The organism is Prosthecobacter sp. (assembly GCF_044222565.1).
Taxonomy (GTDB): Bacteria; Verrucomicrobiota; Verrucomicrobiia; order Verrucomicrobiales; family Verrucomicrobiaceae; genus Prosthecobacter.
In genome coordinates this window covers 389,766-412,435 of sequence record NZ_JBGANA010000003.1, presented here as the reverse complement: position 1 = coordinate 412,435, position 22,670 = coordinate 389,766, and the positions used below count along the sequence as shown (strand labels likewise).

Annotated in this window: 19 protein-coding genes; 10 read left to right on the top strand and 9 right to left on the bottom strand. The window is 57.8% G+C overall.

Annotated features, from left to right (window positions below):
* Positions 1-266 precede the first annotated feature (266 nt).
* The 3 genes from ACILSR_RS06170 to ACILSR_RS06160 form a co-directional block, all read right to left on the bottom strand.
* Positions 267-1,865 (bottom strand): ATP-binding protein, encoded by a 1,599-nt coding sequence (locus ACILSR_RS06170; protein ID WP_395748857.1) that lies wholly within the window; start codon positions 1,863-1,865, stop codon positions 267-269.
* Between the two features lie 77 nt (positions 1,866-1,942).
* Complete coding sequence (locus ACILSR_RS06165; protein ID WP_395748856.1) at positions 1,943-3,778, bottom strand: AsmA-like C-terminal region-containing protein; 1,836 nt, start codon at positions 3,776-3,778, stop codon at positions 1,943-1,945.
* Between the two features lie 586 nt (positions 3,779-4,364).
* Positions 4,365-4,658 (bottom strand): hypothetical protein, encoded by a 294-nt coding sequence (locus ACILSR_RS06160; protein WP_395748855.1) that lies wholly within the window; start codon positions 4,656-4,658, stop codon positions 4,365-4,367.
* 426 nt (positions 4,659-5,084) lie between these two features.
* Between ACILSR_RS06160 and ACILSR_RS06155 the strand changes: the two genes are divergently transcribed.
* Positions 5,085-5,450 carry a hypothetical protein gene (locus tag ACILSR_RS06155; RefSeq protein WP_395748854.1) on the top strand — a complete coding sequence of 122 codons (366 nt, stop codon included), beginning with the start codon at positions 5,085-5,087 and terminating at the stop codon, positions 5,448-5,450.
* A gap of 214 nt (positions 5,451-5,664) precedes the next feature.
* Positions 5,665-6,936 (top strand): GspE/PulE family protein, encoded by a 1,272-nt coding sequence (locus ACILSR_RS06150; RefSeq protein ID WP_395748853.1) that lies wholly within the window; start codon positions 5,665-5,667, stop codon positions 6,934-6,936.
* A 47-nt stretch (positions 6,937-6,983) separates the two neighbouring features.
* Here ACILSR_RS06150 and ACILSR_RS06145 read toward each other — a convergent pair whose 3' ends face one another.
* Complete coding sequence (locus tag ACILSR_RS06145; RefSeq protein ID WP_395748852.1) at positions 6,984-7,715, bottom strand: ROK family protein; 732 nt, start codon at positions 7,713-7,715, stop codon at positions 6,984-6,986.
* On the bottom strand, positions 7,712-8,437 hold the full coding sequence (locus tag ACILSR_RS06140) for an HAD family hydrolase (RefSeq protein ID WP_395748851.1): 726 nt from the start codon (positions 8,435-8,437) through the stop codon (positions 7,712-7,714). Before ACILSR_RS06140 ends, ACILSR_RS06145 begins: the two co-directional genes overlap by 4 nt.
* A 222-nt stretch (positions 8,438-8,659) precedes the next feature.
* Between ACILSR_RS06140 and ACILSR_RS06135 the strand changes: the two genes are divergently transcribed.
* On the top strand, positions 8,660-10,924 hold the full coding sequence (locus ACILSR_RS06135; RefSeq protein WP_395748850.1) for an ATP-binding protein: 2,265 nt from the start codon (positions 8,660-8,662) through the stop codon (positions 10,922-10,924).
* A gap of 31 nt (positions 10,925-10,955) precedes the next feature.
* Here ACILSR_RS06135 and ACILSR_RS06130 read toward each other — a convergent pair whose 3' ends face one another.
* Together ACILSR_RS06130 and ACILSR_RS06125 are read right to left on the bottom strand one after the other, a co-directional pair.
* Positions 10,956-11,579 (bottom strand): T6SS phospholipase effector Tle1-like catalytic domain-containing protein, encoded by a 624-nt coding sequence (locus ACILSR_RS06130; protein WP_395748849.1) that lies wholly within the window; start codon positions 11,577-11,579, stop codon positions 10,956-10,958.
* A complete protein-coding gene (locus tag ACILSR_RS06125) occupies positions 11,516-11,839 on the bottom strand; it encodes an integrase core domain-containing protein (protein WP_395748848.1) in 324 nt (107 codons plus the stop codon). Before ACILSR_RS06125 ends, ACILSR_RS06130 begins: the two co-directional genes overlap by 64 nt.
* Before the next feature lie 129 nt (positions 11,840-11,968).
* Between ACILSR_RS06125 and ACILSR_RS06120 the strand changes: the two genes are divergently transcribed.
* Positions 11,969-12,718: a hypothetical protein gene (locus ACILSR_RS06120; protein WP_395748847.1), complete on the top strand. Its 750-nt coding sequence runs from the start codon at positions 11,969-11,971 to the stop codon at positions 12,716-12,718.
* A 548-nt stretch (positions 12,719-13,266) separates the two neighbouring features.
* On the opposite strand, the gene ACILSR_RS06115 is transcribed toward ACILSR_RS06120, so the two are convergent.
* Complete coding sequence (locus ACILSR_RS06115; RefSeq protein WP_395748846.1) at positions 13,267-13,719, bottom strand: transposase; 453 nt, start codon at positions 13,717-13,719, stop codon at positions 13,267-13,269.
* The gene (locus tag ACILSR_RS06110) at positions 13,716-14,381 is read right to left on the bottom strand and encodes a transposase (RefSeq protein ID WP_395748845.1); all 666 of its coding nucleotides are present in this window, start codon (positions 14,379-14,381) and stop codon (positions 13,716-13,718) included. Before ACILSR_RS06110 ends, ACILSR_RS06115 begins: the two co-directional genes overlap by 4 nt.
* 131 nt (positions 14,382-14,512) lie before the next feature.
* Between ACILSR_RS06110 and ACILSR_RS06105 the strand changes: the two genes are divergently transcribed.
* The 6 genes from ACILSR_RS06105 (at position 14,513) to ACILSR_RS06080 (ending at position 22,619) form a co-directional block, all read left to right on the top strand.
* Positions 14,513-14,956 (top strand): hypothetical protein, encoded by a 444-nt coding sequence (locus ACILSR_RS06105; protein ID WP_395748844.1) that lies wholly within the window; start codon positions 14,513-14,515, stop codon positions 14,954-14,956.
* A 363-nt stretch (positions 14,957-15,319) separates the two neighbouring features.
* Positions 15,320-16,876 (top strand): PEP-utilizing enzyme, encoded by a 1,557-nt coding sequence (locus ACILSR_RS06100; protein WP_395748843.1) that lies wholly within the window; start codon positions 15,320-15,322, stop codon positions 16,874-16,876.
* Positions 16,873-17,805 (top strand): PEP/pyruvate-binding domain-containing protein, encoded by a 933-nt coding sequence (locus tag ACILSR_RS06095; RefSeq protein WP_395748842.1) that lies wholly within the window; start codon positions 16,873-16,875, stop codon positions 17,803-17,805. Before ACILSR_RS06100 ends, ACILSR_RS06095 begins: the two co-directional genes overlap by 4 nt.
* Complete coding sequence (locus ACILSR_RS06090; RefSeq protein WP_395748841.1) at positions 17,802-19,244, top strand: hypothetical protein; 1,443 nt, start codon at positions 17,802-17,804, stop codon at positions 19,242-19,244. The genes ACILSR_RS06095 and ACILSR_RS06090 overlap by 4 nt, the downstream gene beginning before the upstream one ends.
* Positions 19,245-19,348: 104 nt before the next feature.
* Positions 19,349-20,857 carry a hypothetical protein gene (locus ACILSR_RS06085; protein WP_395748840.1) on the top strand — a complete coding sequence of 503 codons (1,509 nt, stop codon included), beginning with the start codon at positions 19,349-19,351 and terminating at the stop codon, positions 20,855-20,857.
* 433 nt (positions 20,858-21,290) lie between these two features.
* The gene (locus tag ACILSR_RS06080; RefSeq protein WP_395748839.1) at positions 21,291-22,619 is read left to right on the top strand and encodes a fatty acid desaturase; all 1,329 of its coding nucleotides are present in this window, start codon (positions 21,291-21,293) and stop codon (positions 22,617-22,619) included.
* The last annotated feature ends 51 nt before the right edge of the window (positions 22,620-22,670 follow it).

Genomic DNA, 22,670 nt, shown 5'->3' with positions numbered 1-22,670 from the left:
GGAGCGGGGGCCGGGGGGAGATGGCGAGAGCGTGATTTCCGCATTCCCCAGAAAGAGTCTTTACCCCCGGGGCTGAAAAATCGGGGCCATTAAAGCGAAACCGAGTTAATTCATCCATCAGCCTTCAGCTTGTTCATTGCTAAACACTGAGCGCCTGAGGTACGAGCTTTATCTTTTGCAGTGTTAAAGGAATGCTTTACACGCCCATGCCTGCACTGCGTGAGGGTTCTAGTGCAGCGCTATTTTTTTGCACTCGCCGTCTGCGTTTAGGCCAATTGGGGCTTCCCGGCCAGACTTGACACCACGGTCATGAGTTCAACAGAATCTGCCGGCTTGGAGATGTGCATCTGAAAACCCGCGGCAATGGCCTTGATGCGGTCCTCCGTTCTCGTGTAGGCCGTCAATGCGATGGCTGGAACATTTCCTCCCTGGCTGGCAGGGAGTTGGCGAATTTCTCGAATTAATGAATAGCCATCCCTGTCGGGCATGCCGATGTCACTGATCAAGACATCTGGAGCAGCCTGGCCCCATAGATCGAGAGCCTGCTGCACCGATCGGGCAGTGGTGACAACCGCTCCGGCTTTGGCGAGCATCTTCTGGAGGAGATTGCGGGAGTCCTCCTCATCATCCACAATCATCACACGAATCTCGTCAAGATGCGGCGCGTTTCCTGCGGAACTGGAACGCTCAGATGAGGCGGGGTGGCGGCTTCCGGCCTCGGTCTCCGGCTGGATCACCACCATGGGCAGCATCAGTGTAAAGGTGCTGCCTTGGTTTCTGCCAGCGCTTGAAGCCTTGACGGTCCCGCCATGCAGTTCGGCCAGATGTTTGACGATGGCGAGTCCGAGGCCCAGTCCGCCCTGAGTACGGGTGGAGGATGCGTCGGCCTGACGGAACCTCTCAAACACATGGGGCAGGAAATCGGGATCAATGCCAATACCGGTGTCGTTCACGCTAACCTCCAGGTGCGAGTGTACTCGGGTGAGCAGCACCTGAATGCGACCGCCCGATGCTGTAAACTTGATGGCGTTGTTCAGCAGATTCCAAAAGATCTGCTGAAGGCGGTTGGGATCTCCAAACACAGGCTGAGCTGCAGGATCAAACACCGACTGCAGCCGCAGGTTTTTGGCGTTGGCGGCGGGCCTGGCATTCTCGATGGCGTCTTCGAGCAAGGGAATCAATTCCACGCGCTGCACCTCCAGCCGCACCTTCCCGGAGAGGATGCGGTTCATGTCCAGCAGATCATCGATAATGCGGCATTGAGCGTGGGCATTGCGGTCAATGACCTCAATGCCCTGCCGAACCTCCTCCGGCTCGCAGTGGCCGGAGAGAAGGATCTGGGTCCAGCCCAGGATGGCCTGCAAGGGGGTGCGCAGCTCGTGGGAGAGCGTGGCAAGAAACTCGTCCTTCATGCGGCCCTGAAGTTCAGATTCCTGCATGGCCGTGGCGGCCAGCTGAGTCGCCTTTTTTTGCATTGAGATGTCACGGGCGATCTTGGAGGCGCCCACGATGAAGCCTCCGTCATCCCGCACAGGAGATATGCACAGGGACACCTCCACAATATTACCGTCTTTGCGAATGCGCTGCGTCTCGAAATGGTCCACGCGCTCTCCGTTGCACAGCTTGTCCAATATCTGCCGCTCCTCGTTCTGACGTTCAGCGGGGATCAGGCGCAAGATCGACTGGCCGACCATCTCCTCGGCAGTGTAGCCAAAAATGCGCTCCGCGCCCTGGTTCCAGCTCGTCACGACCCCTTTTAAATTCTTGCTGATGATGGCGTCATCGGAGGAGTCAATGATCGCGGACAACAGGCCGTCCGGGGAAATTGTGGCATCACTCGGGATGCTGCCGGAAGACGAATTCATAGGTAAATGAATGTCACCCTTCCGTCACGTATAGCAATGACGGCCGCGTCAGGCAAAACCTGAACCGAAAGTCAGGCTCACTCGGCAGCTTTGCCCCTCTCTTTGCTGAACATGCCGAGCGCCTCGAAGGGCACGGAGACGCCTTCGCGGAGAACGAGGCTGCTGAGCTTCGCAGCATTGTGGAGGACGCTTTTCGCGGCGCCGATGACTCCCAGCGGAGCAACCTTGATGTCATCAAAGGGCCCGCGCACCTGCATCTCCAGAAACACGACGCTGACAGGCGCCAGGACCACGCCCACCACACCGCGAACATTGGCACGTCCATGCCCTTCCACCGTGCGCTTGTTCACGTCCACCGTACCGCGCGCAGTGACCACGATCGACTGGCCGAGAACCTTCATGGGCTCCACCATTGCGACGCCCTGCTTCATGATGAACCTGGCGCGTACCTCACCGGTATCGTGCGGATGCTCGCGATGCAAGATGTGGGGAAAAAGATGGTAGGCCTGGTCCAGCAAAGGGACGTGCACCACGGGTGCCTTGACCAAGTCCAGCGTGCCGCTGCCTGTGGAATTGCTGGGATCATTGCCAATGATACCGCGGTAGGTGAGCGTCAGCTCGGCATTCTCCAGGCGCGCGTTGAGCTTGCCCACCCACGGAACGAGAGTTTCGAGGCGCAGAGACTGCAGCGTGACATCTGCATCGCTCAGCTTTTTGCCATCATAACTGGCGGTGATCGCAAACTTGCCGCCGAGCAGGCTCCCCTTCAAATCGTCGAAATGCCAGGCGTGGTGATCATAGGACACCTTCCCCTGCAGATGCTCGATGACCAGCGGATGCTCTCGTACGGTGACCACGAGAGCTGCAGCGCTGCGCAGCCGCAATGAGCCGAGCGTCCACTCCGGCTTGCGCCCGCCCGCGTGAAAGACAAAGTCCTGCAAAACGATGTCGGGAAAGCTGGTGACCTTGACGTCCTGCGGCAGTGTCGCGGAGAGCGCTGGGATGTTATGCGCCAGCTCGACCAGATTGGCATTGCCACTGAGATTTGAAATCGTCAGAGTGCCTGTTTTGCCGATCTCCTGTCCTTTGAAAGTGTCTTTGTGTCCGGAAGTGTCCGTCACCGTGCCGGAGAGGAGCAGCGGTTGTTCACCCCAGCCTGCGCGAGTGGCTTCCACCGTGGCAGTGCCTTGGGCAAAGGTGATCTTTGAAGAGAGTTTCAGCTCTGACTGGGAAAGCGATGCCTCGGCATCCGCCTGCTGCATGGGCACTCCCTGCAGTTCCAGCTTGGCACCGGAGCCGTGCAGAGTCGCGCTCCAAGCCACCGCGGCAGGACGTAGATCCACACTGAAGCTGCCGGTGATGGCAAACGTGCCGCCGCCGGGTTTGAAGCTCAGCATGGCCAGCACCGAGCGCACCGGCTTCAGATTCAATTTGAACGGCACTTTGGTTTCAGGAGAGTCTCTGCTGGCTGCGGTGATGATGCTGCCTTTCACCGCCATCGAGACCGGACCGTTGTCGGTGTTGATCCGGGCGATTTCGATTGTGTTCTCGCGCAGGGACACGTCAGTGGTGAAATGCTGAAACTTCACCGCGCCGTCTTGGTCGTGCAGAGTGAGCGTGCCGTCCTTGACGTGCCAGCTGGTGACGGCGGTGTGCGTTTGCCAGATGTCGCGCCACAGAACGTCCACATGCAGCTCGGATATTTCGATCAAGGGATCATTGGCTGGCAAACTGCGCAGCGCCGCATCTGTGAGCGTGATCCCGCCAAGGATAGACCACGACTCGCGGCTGTAAGTCAGGCTCAAACCACGCTCTGACAGCTTTTGCCGCAGGGTGGCCTGGGCGGTGGTGACCAGCCAGTGATAGCCAACTAAGAGGAGTGCGGCGAACACCGTCATGACGATGAGCGTCACGCGAAGCCTGTAATGAGAAGAATGAACTTTTGCGCGAGACATCGGAAGCAAGATGAATGAACCCAGGGGAGCGACGCGGGCGGAGCAGCCGCCCGGTGCTGGCTGGCTCGTCACTGCTATTCGGGATTGACGCTCTGTTTGGCTCTGTCCTCTGTGGTTGGACGCATCAGGTTCTTCCGCCGGATTCGCTGCTCAGGGCAGCGGCGGATACTTGAGCGGAGAGACAAAACCGGCCATGCGAAAGTATCTTGGCGAAGAAACATTAACTCCTTCCCTGCCCGCCATGAAGGCTTTGCCCTGCCCCACCACCGTAACCCCCGTGGAGAACGCATGCCTTCATGCGCTGATGCTTTTTCTGAGACTGGTTCCAGCTGGACCGCGAGCACTTCGTCCAAGCTTTTCACCGGAATGATCTTCAGTCACTGCCACATTTCTTCCGACAGTTCTGGCACTCCCTCTCATTGAGAATGGGAATGAGGATCGTCTTCAGACCCGCACGCAGTGAGGAGATGGATTTATCCTTCATGCAGCCAAGTCTTCGCCATGAAATACAGATGGGCGAAGCGATGCCTGCGAGGCAATGACCTTACGGAGTTTGAGGAGGAAGACGATGGCACGATTCTTTGCACGCCGTAGTCTGGCAGCAGATCTCAAAGACCTTGATCAGGCCAAGGCCGATCAGCGCGGGAGATAGCAGCAAGGAACCGAGGGAGGCAATGGGCCTCTTCATGCTCCGTGCAGGCAGAATGGTGAGCAGGAGGCCAGCGGCCAGCGCGGCCCCCACCACTTTGGCTGGCTCACGGCGCACGAATTCTTCCGCCTGCTCCAGCGATTGCTGGAAGCAGAGTTCGATGGGATGAGGTGTCTGGGGATCGTTCATGGCACTTGGGATGGAGGTTGGGAAAGGAATGATCAGCGTCTGCCGCGTGCGGACAGTGGAGACTCTGACATGAATACGCATTTGCGGCATCCCGTGGCTTGGTGATTGCCATTCAGATCATGTGATGGTGCACATTAAGCTCCGCGACTTGCTCATAGGATCGACCGCCGAGTGAAGAGGCGGCACCGCCGCGCTGTGCCTTGAAAAAGCGCTCTTCAGATTTTGCACCCGTCCAAGAGCCTCCCAAGTGCGAAGCAATCGTGACACCGCCCGCTGATGGGGCGGCCGCCCTTCACCCAAGCCCCCAAGACCTCCCCCATGCCAATGCTTGAAGTGCTCTCCCCATGCCATGTCCTTCCTCCTCGCAGGCGCGGACGCAACCCGGCCCCGATGCCCAGCGCATCCGGCCTCATCCACTCACACCGCATGAAACAGCCCCTCCAAGTTTTCGCCAATCGCGCCGCTGTAGCCGCGCAACCGCAGTCCACATATCGCAATTTCCTCATCATCGACCCGGAGGCAGCCAAAAAGCACCCGTATTCCCCGCCGTCGCAAGAGGAGGTGAAGGCCCTCGCCAGGCATCTCAGCCAGGACGGCTATGCCTACGTGGCGCGCTCCAGCCAGAAGGAGATGGAGGACGACCCCTCCGGTGTGCGCTACCTGCCTCTGCGCGGGCATCTGCCCTTTTTCGCTCTCATGACCGCCGTCATCGTGATCGGAGATCCGGAATTGGCAGCTCAGGCCGCCTCCACTTATCCAGACGCCGACATCTTCCTGATGCAGCCGGCTTGATGCAGAGACGCTGCGGCGGCGAGGTGAAAATGACGGAATGGACGAGTCTGCGCACGGTTTGAGTTCGCCTCGACCGTATGCAGACCCTCATCCACGAAGCTTGCAGACATGGCGTGCTCAGATCCCGAAAGGGCCGCCCCATGACTCCGGCAAGTCAGCTTGCGACTCTTGAAAGTGCGCTGAGATTGAGGTCCTGTCATCCCACCTCACGGCCATGATACACGCAGCTGTCCCCGTCAACGAACGCCAGATCGAGCCGCGGCTCGCAAAACGCTTTCACCAGCTCCTGCAACAGCATGCACCACCGGCGGACCTGGCGTTTACGGAGGAATTTGCGATGGCTCTGGTAGCGGACGCAGTGCAATGGAAAGCTTCGGATTTGCATGTAGAACCAGCCGTTGCGGAAACACGCATACGCATGCGGGTGGACGGTCTGCTGCATGATGTGGCCGCTGTGCCCGCCGTCTCCGGCCGCCACATCGTCACGTATTTCAAGGTCCTGGCGCAGATGGACACGTCTGCGCTGGCGCGTCCCGAGCACGGGCATGCCCGCATGGACGCCAGTGGCATGCAACTGGACCTGCGCATCACTGTTGTGCCCACTCCGAATGGCGAGATGCTGGGCATTCGCTTGCTGGATGGTCTGCGCACCGTGCTGCGGCTGGACGAGATCGGCATGTCCGGACCAGAGCAGTCTCACCTCCGTCAATGGCTGTCCGAAATACAGGGCATGCTGCTGGTATGCGGACCGGTAGGCTCTGGAAAGACCACCACCCTCTACTCCCTGCTGCGTGAGCTTCAGGGGCGGCCGTGCGGCATCGTCACCCTGGAAGATCCCGTGGAGAACCTCATGGATGGAATCACTCAGATCGAGGTGAATGAAAAACGCGGCCTGACATTCTCAGACGCCATCCGTGCCATGTTGCGGCTGGACCCGGACTTTCTGCTGCTCGGTGAGATCCGTGATCCCGAGAGCGCACACACCGCCATCACCGCTGCCGGCAGCGGTCAGGCTCTGCTTTCAACGCTTCATGCGCGGGACTCCGTGGGCGCAGTGACCGCGCTGAGAAACTACGGCGTGAAAAACTGGGAGATCAGCGCTGCGCTGGAAATCGGCGTGGCGCAGCGACTGCTGCGCCGCCTTTGCTTACGCTGCCGCGTGGAAACGGAAATCACCGATGCACAGAAGGAATGCTTCAGCGAAAACGGCATGGTCGCACCCACGCGTCTCTGGAAACCCATCGGCTGCGATGTCTGCGCCGGCACCGGGTTTGATGGCCGCTTGGGCGTCTTCGAATTATGGCGGCTGGACAGTGAGGCGCGCAGTCTAATTCAGCACGGAGCGGATGAACCCGCTCTCCGTCAGCATGCCAAAGCCTCGGGCAGCCGGACGCTGCTGGCGGACGCGCTCGAAAAAACAGCCGCAGGTCTCACCCCCTTTGCCGAGATCCTACGCTTGGGCAGGCAGGCGCGTTCCGCGGCGTGAACAACGCTTTCTTCCTGCGTATTGCCACAGGTGAATGGTGCAGGCCTTTATGCCTGCTCGGTGCTGCGGCCTTCCTGCGGCGTGCGCACGATGCGCAGCGTCGTGGCCTGAGTTTCCGCCAGCATGTCGGTTCCCGGCCAGAGGCGCAGGGCGCCGCGAAAGGCGTCTTGATTGTTTCCAGCCACACATCCTTCGGGAATGGGATCCAGGTGCTTGGTGTTGCCACCGCCCAGCTGAAAGTGATCCGGCCAGAAGATATCACGCAGGAGATACACCGCACGATTCACCGCCTTCTGCCATCGGCGCTTGCCGTGAGAGTCGAGCGCCTTCTTGCTCAGACGGTCGAGAAACACCTCCGACTTGGAAAGCGGAATGATGCCGATCTCAAGCGGCACCACCACGTCATCAGCTATCAAGGTCGCGCCCACGCTGGTGCCCAGCCCCAGAAACAGCAGCCGCCCGCTCTCGTAGCTGGCCAGCGCCTGCATGGCCGCGTCATTCACGATTCGCACCGGTTTGCCGAAGGCCTTTTCAAAATCATGTTTCATCCATCCGCCGGAGAGGTTGAGCGGATCGCGTGCGATCTTGCCGTGCCGTACCAGACCGGGAAATCCGAGGGAGACCACCTCGTATTCCCAGTCCGAGGTATTTTTGAGCACGCCTTCCACCATCTTTGCAGCCGTGAGACCGCGCCCGGAGGGAAACCGGCGAAACCCCTCATGCCCGCTGGCCATCAGCTTCACATTGGTTCCTCCGACATCGATCATCAGGACTTTCATGCTTGGATGATTTGAGGGGTTAGCAGGCAGTCGATTAATTCCACCACACCATCGCCATGATCTGCGGCGGTGACGTGCCGCACCTTCTGGCGAATGGACGGCAGCGCATTGGCCACCGCCACGGAGAAGCCGCAGATGTCGAGAAATGCGTGGTCGTTTTCAGCATCTCCCACGCCCACGATCTGCGCGGTATCCAGCCCCATGGCGCTCAGCGCCGCGCGCAGTCCGGTCGCCTTGTTCACGCCACTGGGCAGGACCATCACCGCTCCTTTGTTGAAGATCACCTGCAGGTCCAGCCCCAGCTCTTTGATGGCCGCCAGCACTTCCGTCTCATGCGGTTCCCAGGTGGCCACGATGACCTTCCCAACCTGCACCGGCATGCCTTTGGCAACCAGCCGCGTGATGAACTCCGGCGGAGGCTGAGCGGCCAGCGCCACCGTCCGTTCCGTGGCGGGCTCATGTAGCACCGCTCCGTTTTCCAGCACCAGCAGGTCAAACACGTGGATCTCCGGAAAGGTACTGATGAGGTCGTTCAACTCACGGCCCGTCACCATGATAAGCCGGTAACCCGCCTGCTTCAGACGCAGCACGCCTTGCAGGGTGGTTTCGCTCACTTTGCCGTCATGCGCGAGAGTGCCGTCAAAATCCGTGGCGAGAGCGCACAGACCGGCTGGGGGCTGGCAGGGCGAGGCATTCGTGGGAGAAGGCTGGATGGTGTCCACAAGTGCCTTTAATTCGCACCCGCAAAGCAGCCGGCTGTGTCTATTCTTAAAGCCATCCCATCCTCATGCGCCTCTGCCGGAGCGCAAAGCGTAGTGGCATTACACCTTGCCGCTCTGGTTGTTCCCGCTAGGCTGCTTTTTCTCAACCATTTAGCCCAGGACCGCTGATTTCACATGTCACCAAAAAGTGCCACAGCATCTTTGAAGTCCTTCGGTGTTGCCATGTCCATCATACTGGCGGCAATCGCTGTGCGGTTGCTTCTTTCGCCTTGGCTGGGGAACCGCCTGCCATACATCACGCTGATCGTGGGCGTGGTGGTGGCCGTCGGTTTCTGTCGCTGGAGGGCTGCCACAGCGGCTGCGGCGATTGGATTTGTCATCGTCTCCACCCTGCTGGTAGCCCCACGCAGTGGCTTTTCTTTTTCCGCTCCCTGGCTGGTGGGATCCTCCGCCTTTGCCGTGCTTTCAGCCGCAGTTATTTTTCTCGGAGAAAAGCTCCACCGCTCGCGCGAGCAGGTGCAGCGCGAGCTCAACGAGCGTCGATTGCGCGAGCATTCGCTGATGGAGCAGACGCGCCAGCTCCAGGAGGCCCAGCAGCTCTCCCACATCGGTAGCTGGCACTGGGATGCCCGCAGCGATGCCGCCTCGGGTTCCGAAGAGCTCTACCGCATCTTCGGTCTGAATCCTGCCACGGATCCCCTGCCCTCTTTCACCGGCCAGCGTGGAACCTTTTACCCGGTGGCGGCATGGGAGAAACTCAACCTTGCCGTGCAGGACACACTGAAGAGCGGGGTCGGGTACACGCTTGAGCTTGAGGGTCTGTGTGCTGGCAAAAAAATCTGGGTCACCACCCGCGGCGAACGCGTGACCGACGCCGATGGCAAGATCGTCGGCCTTCGCGGCACGGTGCAGGACATCACCGAACGCAAGGCGGCCGAGGAGGCTCTTCGTCTTTCCAGCCAGCGCATTGAGATCGTCAAGGATGTCGCCGAGGTGGGCTTTTGGTTCTGTGATCTTCCCTTCGGCACCCTGGAGTGGGACAGCGTGGTCAAAGAGCACTTCTGGCTGTCGCCGGACGCCTCGGTGGACATCGACCTATTCTATAAACGGCTGCACCCGGACGACCGGGAGCGCACCCGCCGCAGGATCGAGCACTCCATTGCCTCCAAGGAACGATTTGAAATCGACTACCGCACCGTGCGTCCGCAGGACGGCCGCATAAAGTGGATCCGCGCCATCGGCTGCAGCTTTTACGACGATGACGGCACACCCACCCGTTTCGACGGAGCCACTTTTGACATCACCGAGAGCCGCAGGGTGGAGACCGTGCTGCGTGAAAGTGAGAACGCCGCGCGCGCCGCCTCCGCGGCCAAGGACGCCTTCATCGCCCAGTTGTCCCACGAGCTCCGCACCCCGCTGACCCCAGTGCTCATGACCGCGTGCGCTTTGCAGGAGGACGTATCTCTATCCGACGATGTGCGCCAGCAGCTCCGGATGATCGAACGCAACATCTCCCTGGAATCCCGCCTCATCGACGACCTGCTGGACATCACCCGCATCACCCATGGAAAGCTCTCGCTGCGTTCAGAGCCGTGCAACGTCCATTCCCTTCTCTTCCATGTGGTGGAGATGGTTCAGGACGAGGCCAGGGAAAAACACGTCAGGGTCTCCCTCGAGCTGCAAGCTCTCCAAACACAGCTGCATGGCGACTCCACACGGCTGCAGCAGGTCTTTTGGAACATCCTGCGCAATGCGGTAAAATTTTCTCCTGAGGATGGGGTTGTGATCATTCGTTCGCGCAACCTTTCATCTCCGTCGGGTTCCAGCACCACGCTTTGCATCGAGATCGAAGACCAGGGCGTGGGCTTTGATGCCGAGGTGAAGGCACGCATGTTTGAGCCATTTGAGCAGGGTGCTGCCAGCCGGGACTCGCGCTTCGCTGGTCTGGGCCTCGGCCTGGCCATCACCAAAGCGGTTGTCACCCTCCACGGCGGAACCGTGGACGCCCGCAGCGAAGGTCCGGGCTTCGGTGCCTGCTTCACCGTCTGCCTTCCGGATGCCACTCAGGAAGCTCCTGTCCCCCAGCAAGAAGGCGGCGGCGGCACTCCGAACATAACTCAGCTCGATGTTCCTCTGCGCCTGCTGCTGGTGGAAGATCACGAACCGAGCCTGCAGGTGCTTTCGCGCCTGCTCGCGCGCGCCGGGCATTCCGTGGTCGGTGTCAGCACCAAGGCGGATGCGCTGGAGCAGGCCTGCCGGACCGAATTTGATGGCGTCATCTCAGACCTCGGCCTGCCGGACGGCACCGGCCATGAACTCATGCATCTCCTGCGCGAGCGGCGCGGACTGAAAGGCATCGCCCTGAGCGGCTACGGCACTGAGGCAGACCAGCAAAACTCCCGCGACGCTGGATTCATCGCGCACCTGATCAAGCCAGTGGTCTTTGCCGAGCTCAACCGAGCGCTGCAGGCCCTGGCACGCCGGTGATTGAGCCTTCTTCTCTGTGACTCTTTGTACCTCAAAGAGTGGTGCTCGGGAACCATACCTCCTTCACGCTTTGGTTCAGGGAAGACCTCCACAAATTCTGCCGGAAGAAAGCTCTTCGCTCATCAACCGCCACCGCGTGACGCAAAATGGCCACGTTAGGGTTATGACGGGTGTAATCCAGCTTGATTGGATTCCACACCCAACCTACCGAACTGACCGTGTCCCACAAACCCATAAAATGAACGGCGTAGGGCCGAGAAAAAGGCATCTTGAACGAATCGAGCAAGCAATCATTCGTGCGGTGCTTATGGGAATAGATGGCTGAGCCAACAAGATTTGCATGTTCCGGCCGAAGCAATCCGCAACGACGAATTAAACCCGCCAGCGCACGTGCTGCGTAGGCCCCACGGCTGAATCCAAAGAGGAAAATCTTATCACCATCCTCATAGTAATCCATCAAAAATTGGTAGCACTTTTGTATAGTGCGTGTCAGCCCCAATCCAAACGCTAGGCCATGTGATATGCCCCGGAGTTTGAGCCAGTTTCTATGAGAGTCTGGCAGTGGCCAACGGCTTGGTTTGGGTGTTGTGTTTAGTTTGGGGAAACTGCGTTGCCTTTCGGTTGACCGAGCGTAGTGGAGTCGGCCGAAAGGCAACGCCGCGCAAACTCCGCCGGGGTTTGAGAACCCAGCGACGAGTGCAATCGCTGTTCATTGTTGCTGCGGCGATATTCCTTGCCCATCACTTTTGCTTCTGCCAGCGTGGCGAAGATCTCGCAGTTGAGCAATTCATAACGCAGGCGCCCTCTCACGATGGAGCCAGCAGTCGGGGTCGAACCGACGACCTGCGGTTTACAAAGCCGCTGTTTTTCCATTTTTTCCCAGCTAAAGCGATCACAGAACCGCTTTGTATCCATTTTGTATCCACTTTTTCTTCGACTTTTTTAAGTCGCGGTAGAATGCGATAATGCGCGGTTGCGTCTCCATCAAAGCAGTCACCCATCCACGGTATCAGTTCGTGGTGTCACACCCTGAGCGACTGCCGGATGGGGGCCTCTGTCCGCCGGAAGACCTACTTCCACACACGCCACGAGGCCAAGTCCTTCGCAGCAGAACGGAAAGCTCACCTTGCTAGCCACGGAGCACGGCACTCTCACATTGCCGACGAAGAACGAGCGGCTCTGATCCGATTCAGAGCCTGGATTGAAGACGGCCACAAAGACATTTCGCTGATGGATGTTGTTAACGCTGGAATTGAGGTCAAGGAACGGGAGTCCTATACCAGCACAGTTCATCAGCTCATTGCGGTGAGATTCTCTCAGGCCAAGAAAAAAGGCAGCTCTCTCCGCCACTTGGCAGACTTGGAATCTAGGCTGGCCCGGTTCAGCACCGAATTCGGCGGCCGTATCGCGGCGGACGTTACATCCGTAGAGATCGAATGCTGGCTTCATGGACTTGGCATAAGCCCTGTTTCCTTCGCCAATTACAAGCGCGTCATTGGCAGCATTTTCTCGTGCGCGCTCAGGCAGGGTGAAATTTCCACAAATCCAACATTAAACATAGGGCGACCCAAGATCATTTGCCCTGCCCATGCCATCATCACTTCCCGACAACTAAAATCGTTGCTTAAAGCCGCTGCACCCGAACTGCGCCCATTACTCGTGTTACAGGCGTTCTGTGGCGTTAGGCGTGCAGGTCAGAGCGGCTCACTTGGCAATACATTCACTTGGACACTGGGTCCCCATTCATCGAATTGCCCAGCAAAATCACCAAAACCAATCGCCGCCGAACTGTAGAGATTGCACCAAACGCGGTCGCATGGCTTCTCTTGGATGCTGGCACCAGCACAACACCTCTTGGACTGACGGAAACTGTGTATCGTCGTCGCCTCCGTGCAGCATCAAAAACCGCGGGAGTGCTATGGGACGAGAACCTTCTTCGTCACAGCTCTGGCAGCTATCGCCTGGCACAGACCAAGAATGTCGCCCGAGTGGCAGATGAGATGGGCAACTCCCCCAACGTAGTGCGTGCTCATTATCAAAACCTTGTGAGGCCAGAACAAGCCGAGGCCTACTGGCAAATCATGCCAGAAACCGAAGGATCGTCCTGAATCATCACCTTTTCTCCTGAATCCGTGATGCGGAAAGCTTCCTAGACTCGGCAATTGTTTTATGACTTCTGATGAAACCTAATCAATTGAGCTAGCGAAGCTCGCGTTCAACCCGGATTATGCAGTAGAGTAAGCGAAAGAAGCTGCGAGGGATCGGAGCTTGAGGAGGATGGCATCCATCCAAGGGCGTTTTTTCCGTGGCAGTGAGAGTTTGAGCACCCGTTTGCGAGCGTGCTAGCTGATCCAGCCGCCTATTGCAAAGCAATGAGATCGTAGTGTCGACAGCGCGGCCTGGTTGTGGCTGTTGAGCCCAAAATGCCGGAACAGGCTCATCAGGTTGTAGGCCACCATGATGAACCGGAACGATGCCTCGGTGGCCAAGAAGTCCTGCAGGCAGAACGCCTCGAGGCCAAAGTCCTGCTTCAATTCCCGGATACGGTTCTCGCAATCGGCACGGCTGTTGTAGATGTTCCAAATCTGATCGAGCGGCAGGTCCAGACTGGTCACATACAGGCTGAAGCGGTAGTCGGGCAGGTCTTCGAAGAGCAGCTTGCCTCCGGCGAGAGGGCGGCGGCTGATCTGCTTGCGCACCACGATGTGGCGGCGCGCTCTGGCCCTGGGATCAGCGGGCTGGTGGCGCCACTCCTTGACTGCGATGCCGGGGCAGACCTCCACCCAGTCCTTCATGCCGTGGATCTGGTGTAGAAGCCGCTGTCGCCCCGCACCAGCCCCACCTTCACACCCCGGAGCGCCTCATCAAAAGTCTCGCGCATGAACTCCACGCAGTTGGAGCACGCCGCCGTGTTGCCCGGACGCAGCCACGCATTGGCCACCATGCGCGTCTGGCTGATGAAGGACATGAGAGGATGATGCGAGTTGCGCCCTCGGCGGTTGGGGTTGTAACCTTTGGCCGAGCCTTCCTGGCCGCCTTCACGCGTGATGACCGTGCTGTCAAAGTCCACCGTCAACGCCCCCACACGGATCTGCTCAAAAAACCATCTCTGCAACGGCGGGAACACCGCCGTGTTGAGTGCTTGGGAGAACTTGCCAAAGAAGCGGCTGTAGGTGCTCTGGCTGGGCAGGTTCGTATAGCCCCAAATGGCAGCCAGCGTCTGGTCCTGGCGCAGCCAGTCGCAGTGGATGTAACGGCTGGCCCCCGTCCAGATCCCGAGCCATAAGCTCTCAATGATGTGCACCGGATCGTAGGCGCGGTTCGACCCGCCTGAAGGCAGGTCAAGTGTGGCCAGATGTTCCCGGATGCCGCACTGGTCGACAAAGCGCTTGAGGAGCACCATGCCGCCAAAAGGCGTCACCGGCTTGTCAGAATACTCAATGGGCAGGTTCACCATCACGGTGACTCTTGCACACTCGTCAATCCCTTGCTCTACCAAGCACTACAGCTCCCCTCTTGCGTCCTATTGCATGAACCGGGTTCAACTTACTGCCCCATATTGAAACGAGCTTTTTATTACCGGACCGCTTGAAACACGCAGCTCAAATGGCCTCCAGACTGCTGCAATACACACACAGTGCCTTGGACCATGCTTCCAGGAAGGCTCGACATGAGAAAGTGCAGAAGACTGAAGAATTCTATGGTCGTCGATGGGATGAGATGCAGGCCCTCTCAGAAGATGAGCGCGAAAAAATTGAGTGCCTTGCGAAGCGCTTTCGAGACATAGCTGGCGCACGAAAGGACGTTTCACCCGAAGAGTTCCTTGAAAAAGTGCTTTTTCCTAGACGCAGATTCGCAATCGAGACGCTGCTTGCAACATGGAAAGGATATAAAGATGACGTGGGGCAAAAGCTCCCCTTGAACCTTTCGACCGCCTCATTGCACGGAACAAACTTCCTTCGTGAATTTGATCAAAAGAAGTCTACCTGGATGAAACGAATCAAAAGCACTCAAGGAAAAAAGGCGGCCTGATGAAGGCCGCGCAGGAGAGAAAGCAACATGGCTAGCAGCCCTCCCTGCTCAGCCGAAGGGTGGAAGCCGAGCGCAGTTAATGACGCCATCCCCGGATCATTCGATCCAAACGCTACTCCCCTGCCCCAAGCTGCTTGAATCGCACTCGACCTGGATAAGTGAGTCAGTGCACTCAAGAACAATCATTGTATTTGCGGGAGAAAGGTCTTGCCATGCTAGCGCCTAACCCGAAGCCCACTCAAATGTCTGCCAGTATTTCCGCCAGCTATGTGTTATCCCTGTCCAACTTGACAGCAGGTTTGTCAAGTTGACACCCAAACAGGCATTGTGAGGGCTGGATCAGAGTGGACTTTTAACCACGAAATGCCCGAAACACAGAATATTGATCAAAATCAGTGGGAACTAGTGGGAGCTTGGCCGGACATTGGCATCAATGACTCCGAGATATGGCAGGGAGAAACCGCAAATCGCGAGTTTCATGCGCTTTTTGGCATGGAAAAGAGACACCTTAATCTTTTCATTGCGGGCTGGCACCAGCACTTGTACCGACCTGTAGGTCTGGCCGACAAGCTGAACGGCCACTTTGATACCCTGCTGGCAGACTCCATGGCCGCACACATCCTTCTAGTACGTCTTCGCGGGATCCGAGATTTGGCAAGTGAGTTCACCGAACAGTGCCGGCACGGGGACATCAAGGAGCTGCCGCCCCAGGAGCTGTCCAAGCGTTATCGCCACATTCGCGGGCTCCGCCAGAAGCTCGGAGCATACAACCAGTTTGGGATACTCTGCGCCGAGATCTTGGCGGGCAGGGTTCAAGCGCTAATCACCGCCCGAAGCCCCGACGCGACAGCACACTCCCTTCTTCTCACGACTATTCTGGCGGATCAGCCTGAAAGTTCCCTTGAAAAGGAGAGGAGCGCCCTGCAGGAGGCGGCTGTGTGCTGCCTCGGGCATGAGTCGGTTGTCCAGGCCAAGGTTTCCGGCAAGCTCGAAGCTTTACGGGCGGCCATCAATCTCTCGTGTCCAGCGCAGATAGAAAAGCTCACCGCCGACCACGGATGGCTTCCGGTGTTCCTTCGCGGTGCGGAGTGGAACCGCGGGCACTATGCTACGCAGCTCACCCAGATCTGTCAGTCGCAGTCGGTCGAACAACTTCAAATTGCAGCGGCCAAAGCCGTAGAAGGCCGGATGTCCCGAACCGCGAACGCCCAAGCGGCCATCAATACCCTTGACCTATCCCCCTGTGAGACAGCGCTGATCGCGATCACTCAGGCGGCCATCTATGCCAAGAACGAGGCTGAATATCTTCAAGGGTACCTCTCCAGGATGGAGCGTCCGCTTGCACGCCAGATAGACGCGGTGCTCGGGATCGATGAGGAGCTTAGGCAGTCCCTGCGCGATGCTGAGATTTCCCAGCTGTTGGAGGCGTCAAATCCTGCGGCGGTGCTTGCGTCGCTTGCCGCGGCTCTGAAACAACGAGAGAGCTACTATGGCTACTGCTCCGATGGAACAAGGGGCTGTCACGAACTGGCCGTCGAAGACGTGGCGGAGCTGCTTCGCAAGCGCATGGCCCCGCAGGAGACGGCTGCGACGGCGGCGACGGGCGCCTTGCACGGCACCTGTGCGTCCGTGGGAGAGGCCATGGGCAAAGCCCGCTTGATACGTTCGGCAGCTGATTTCAGCCGCCTTGCGGACGGCGAGGTGCTCGTCGCCCAGATGACCACCGTTGACTATGTTCCCCTCATGCGGAGGGCGGCGGCCATCATCACGGAATATGGTGGCGTCACCTGCCATGCAGCCGTCATCGCACGGGAGCTAAATGTGCCCTGCGTCGTCGGCGTGAGGCGCGCGCTTGCCGTGATTCAGGACGGCCAGGAAGTCCATGTAAACGCGTCCCGGGGGGAGGTTCGTCTCACATGAACGCCATTGTTCCTTTGCAGCAGGCGGAGAATACAGAGTTCTGCGGAGGAAAGGCCTCGAGTCTTGCAAGATGGCAAAAGCTGGGATTTCAGGTGCCAGATGGATTTGTGGCGACCACCACGGCGCTGCGGACAATGATTAGCAGTCACGCCGGTCTTGCCGCCCTGGCAGACCTCGTTCGCCAGGGAGAAGCGCCGGACAGCGCCTATGCAGAGATGCGCCACATGTTGCTGGAACTGCCGCTCCCCGCCCAGATGGAGGATGATTTGCTGCTCAACTTTAGCAAACATCGCTTCCCGTTCGGAGCCGCCGTACGAAGTTCCGGTATCTGTGAAGACGGGGTGGAAAACAGCCATGCCGGACTGCATGACTCGGTCCTCGGCGTACAGGAGGCGCAGCTGGTTGCGGGAGTCAGGCGTGTGTGGGCGTCCGGGCTTTCTGAGCGCTCAGTGAGCTACCGTCAGGAAAAGCGTGTCAGCATGGATCCGGCTTCCCATGCCGTACTCGTCCACGGAATGGTCGATGCAAAAATATCCGGCGTGACGTTTACGCGAGATCCCACCTCCCCGGAGTCCAACCAGATGATGGTGGAGATGTGCTGGGGGCTGGGGGAGAGCTTGGTGTCCGGCTCCGTGACTCCCGAGCGGCTGCTCGTGGACAGGGAGTCGCTGCAAGTGTGCGAGCGCCAGCCTGGGAGCCAGGACGCTCAGATAGGCTTGAACGGGCACCGCCCAGTCAAAAACCCGGCGCGTGCCAAACTGCCCGAAGGCACGCTCACGGAGCTCTTCCACATGTGCATCCAGATCGATCAAATTGCTGAAACGCCATGCGACATTGAGTGGTCCGTCGCAGAGGACGGCATCTGGCTGCTGCAGGCAAGACCCATCACAAAATTTGGTGCAAAACAAAGCGCAAGTCATCCATCATGAACACAACAGGCCTTATATACGCAGCCCTGGCTGCCGCTCTTCTGCCCTTCGCTCCTCACATCTGGCGAAGGATGACGAGCCGGACCAGCACCCTCGATGCGGAGGACCACTACACAGCCAATCGGGAGATCACGAGCACGAGCGCCGCATACTCGATCGCCGCTTCCTGGATCTGGGGTCCCGCGATCTTTGTCTCGGCTCAGCTGGCCTTCAGCGGTGGCGTTCAGGCCTTGTTCTGGTTCCTTGTCCCCAACATTCTCACGTTTTTCACCTTGATACCCATCGCATCAAGAGTGCGGGAATCCTACAGCGGCTATACGCTGCCAGGTTTTCTTTCTGAACGGAGCGGCGGGTCCCGCAATGTGAGGAACCTGTTCATCATTCAAACCCTGGCTTTTCAGTTGTGCGCCGTAGTTGAGAACAACATCGCGATCAAAATGCTGCTTTCCGCATCTGAGGCGATGGACGCAGCCAAGATCAACTGGGTCATTCTCTTCATCGATTCCGCCTGCGTGGGCTTCGTCGTGCTCTGCGGTTTCCGGGGGGCGGTGCGCTCCGAAGTCAGCCAGATGCTGGTCACCATCGTTTGCTGCGTTGGACTGGCAGTCATGCTCCTGGTGTTCAAGCCAGCTCAAGTTCAGTTCGTTAACGGTCTCTCGGGGACCAGCGGAGCTTCATGGAATCCCTTTCAATGGGCGGCCATGGGAATGGGTGGTGGCGTCGCGATGGCTCTGGGGCTGATTGGCGGTCCGATGGGCGACATGATGTTCTTCCAGAGATTGTGCAGCGTCCGGAAGGGGGACCCAGTAAAGCGGGCTTTAAAACTTGGGGCTGTGTTGTTTGCTGTTGTCCCCATTTGCATGGCAGTTCCAGGCTGGCTGGCCGCAAGTGTGGCGGATCTGCACAGCCTTGCGCCAGATACTATTGCGGTCACCTCCGTACTGGCGATTTTGCCCTGGAAATCTTTGGGATTGTTTCTCCTGGCCTTAATTGTCTTTAATGGATTGATAACCACATTGGATGCCTCGTTCAGTTCCATTTCCGCCGTAGCAGGAGCAGACATCCATAGTGAGCAGGGAGCCAAGCCAACGCGGAGTTCGATTCGGAAGTCGTGGCTCATGGCCGCTGTTTTTGCGGCTGTGGGCGTAGGAGTGATGGCCAGCGAAATCAGCTTGCTTCCTGTATTTCTCACGGATGCGGCCATTGCCTCCTCAATGATTGTGCCAATGTGTCACGCGGTTTTCTCTAAAAGGCCGTCCCCGATGGGGCTCACTCTTTCTCTCGCAGTAGGCATCGTGATCTCTCTGGCGATGGGCATTTCCGGAGCGGTGACTGGCAATGCCGCACTGTCCAGTTTTGGTGCCCCCGCCGCTTTTTTGGGTGGATCAATCATCTTAGGTTTGACACTCATAAAAAGAAGGGCAACTCTCGTAATGTGAGAGATGAGCGACCAACCTTAAAGGCTCTCGTTGTCGAAGACAACGTCCACCACAGAAAAGTACTCTGTGATTCACTTCGGGCATCTACCAAGATTAAATGGGAGGTGATCCCCTATGAAAAAACGTTTGAGGTGAAAAAGGTCAGTAACTGGATCATGGGTCATATCGAGATGGAAAGTAAGTTTCCAACAATCTGCTTTCTCGACCTAGTTTGGATCCCGCCAGACACACCCAATGCCGGGGAGTTGGCATTCAGCAAGCAAAACGAATTCATCCGTATCTTGTTAACGCCCCATACGAAACGGTTTGCTGACGGGCCGAGCGGAATCGACGGTCTGGCGTTGCTTCCGGAACTCATGGCGCTGCCTTATTTGCGGGTGGTCGTTCACTCCACTTTCGGTTCTGACGGACTGCGCACGTTTGCCGCTGAGCTGGGCGCCATCGCCACCTTGCAGAAGCTTCCCTCGGGAGTCGCAGCTTCCCGAACGGCTGTTGCAGATTATGAAAGCTCGGTCAGCCAGCTCGTCGCCCGCATCTCAAAGTCTTGGTGCGGGGTGAGTGATAACATTGAATTTGAGGCTTGGCTCCGCCATTGCGACTGCCGTGATTCCCTGGAAGATCTGCGGGAATATCTGAATCTTGAAAAAAACCAGCAACCAGGCAAAGAAAAAGAGATCTCGCCTGAATGTCTAGGCATGCAACTGCGGGACGTTGAGGCGGGTCTATTACGTCCATCGAAAAGGACTGGCGAGTTTCATGCCAGTCCGTTTCATCACGATCCGTTTCATCCCAATCCGCTTTCAGACGATCTAACGTTACCACTGGACGAGATCAAAGTCAGGGTTTCCATCTTCCGGCAGGTGAAAAAGCTGGCAGAGTGTCTGGAGGTATGCCAGCAGAAGAACCTGACGCTTGTAATCGCGGGAGGCTGTCAGCTCGAACGGAAGTCCTTGTTTGAGTTAGCCAAGAAGCATGCAGGACTGGAAAATCCAACGGTGGTGTTTGACTGCCACAGACCTGAAAAAGTTTACCCATTCGACTTGAAAAACGCACATGTGATGGCTCAACGCTGGCTGGTTTTGCGGAGATTTCATGTTCGCCATCCGACCACCGAGAAAGAAATTGCCCAATGGCTCGCCGGCACAAGGGATGAGCACGGACACTATAGACGTGACTGGCGCGTGATCGTGGCCTGTGACAAAATGGATAGCTTCCTTCATGATGAGCAAGTCAAGTACCAAGAGTTCGAACTTCCTCCTTTGACTAGTCGTAAAGAAGAGCTGAAGGCCTACCGCGATGTGTTGTGGTCTCGTTATGTGCAAGGTTCCCCACCGCCCACTGACGATCATGTGACGAATTTGGGTTTCCAGACTGTGACTGAACTGCTGACGAGTATCAAAGAGGCAAAAAAGAGTCCAACCAAAGAGCTGAATAACGTGAATGGCATGCTGTTCCCCCCGAAGCCTAGTTCATTAGATAAAATGAACGAAGTGCTCTTGGATAAAGGCATTGATCCGACCACGGCTTCTTTGCAAAAGATTGCCGATGTTTTCGGAGTGAGCAAACAGACTATTTCGAACTGGAAAAAAGAATGGGCTGAGAAAAAGCTGTGACGAGCAGACGACACTGCTGTCAATTTGACGGACAAAAACACTGAAAAAACTTCTAATGGGGCTGTTTGAAGTTCACCTCCGGCCAGGAGGCTGTCAAAGCGCCGGCCCTTGATGCCCAGTTGACAGCTTTGATTGGGTGGTAGGGCTTTTTTATTTGTGCCATCTTCATCGCATGACCGATTCACGCATCCAAGCGTGGTGAAGTCATCGGTGTGGGTTTGGATTCGCCCATGCTGTCAAACATGAATCCTCCGTCAGAGCCGCCTTGGCGATTCAACACCAAGACGACCCCTCGACCGCGAGAACCTCACAGCCGATGCTTCTTTGGACGGAAGTTGGCTGGATGATCGCCCATCCCTGTAGGGTGGTCAATCATCAAAGTGGAGCTCGTGGTTGGGGCTGGCGGATCAACGTCAAGCAACACACCCATCCAATGCAATCCATCGAAAGCATCGACGGGGCAGCCGATGTAGTCCGCCAGGACGAACCGCACCCCACCACCACATCCAGAGTCGTTCTCCCAAGGAATACGATTCCTGACCTCCCACCCTTCATCGGGTGGCTCAACCCCATCTGGCAGGGTTTCTTCACCTTGCTTCACGGCATCGCCCGGCCGGGCGATCAGCCCTTGTTCAAACCCACGAATGTGACCGAAGTGGTTCGCTACCTTGCCTGCTACTCGCTGGGCATCCTCTTGATGAGCGGCATCGCCATCCACTGGGAATACCTGATGACGACGGTGCAGGTGCTGCCACCAGCATTGCAACTCCTCGCGTGGATCTTCTGGATCTACGTGACCGTCATTGCCGAATTCGTGCTTCTCTGCGGAGGCGTGCGTGTGATGCAGACGACGATTGTCCATGAAGCCACGCATGGAAAACTGTGCAAGGACAAGGAGACGGGCAGGCTCATCGCAGAGTGGATCACCATTCTGCTGGGCACCCAGCCCTTCCACCTGTACAAGCCCGAGCACCTCAACCATCACGACGGCAGCGCGTTTGCCACCTTGCTCGATGCTGACGCACGCATGTTCGTTGATCTGCTTGGTTTCACGCCCGGACAGCCGCTGGACTTTTATTGGAGGCAGCTGTTCAAGGCCATCTTGATCCCCAAAGTGGCCATCTACTGGAACCTCGCACGCCTTCGTCAGAACTTGTTTGAGATGCCTCCTGCAGGCCTGCGCTGGAGGCTGGCGGCGGCCTGGAGCCTCTTGCTTCTGCGTGGTGCCGCTGTCATCGGCTCGTCCATGATGGTCGGAAACCTGCTGCCTGTGGCGCTCTACGGATTGCTGTGGGCGCTTCCTGTGTGGCTGCTCTACCCCCTGAGCATGACTCTCCAGGCTTGCAGCGAGCATACTTGGCTCGCCCGTCGCAAGCCTGGCGAAGGCGCGAAGTTGTTCTTACATCGCCGGCTGCTGAATCGCTTCCCGTTCACTCCCTGGACCGGTATTGAGAATGTGGTGCCGTTCCTTTTGAAGGTCTTCACCCGTGACCTGTTCATTCGAGGTTTCATCCTCTGCGGTTCGCTGCCACTGCATGGACGTCATCACACGACGCCGGCTGAGAGTGTCGAGCTCTGGCCCTTGGAGCGCTACCGAGCCGCTGATGAGTATGCGAAGGGCGAGGTCACCGTCCCCACCTATACGTCTCTCTTAGCAGCCATGGAGTCCGTCTTCCTTGCGCTGTCAGCACTGCCTCCCTTGAACACTGGCCACAAGCCTGTCGATCACCCGGGCCTGCAAGTGCTTGCTATCGGCATGTAAACAATCTGCCGGAGTCCTCGCCTCCGGCTTTACCCCACCCAAAATCTGGCG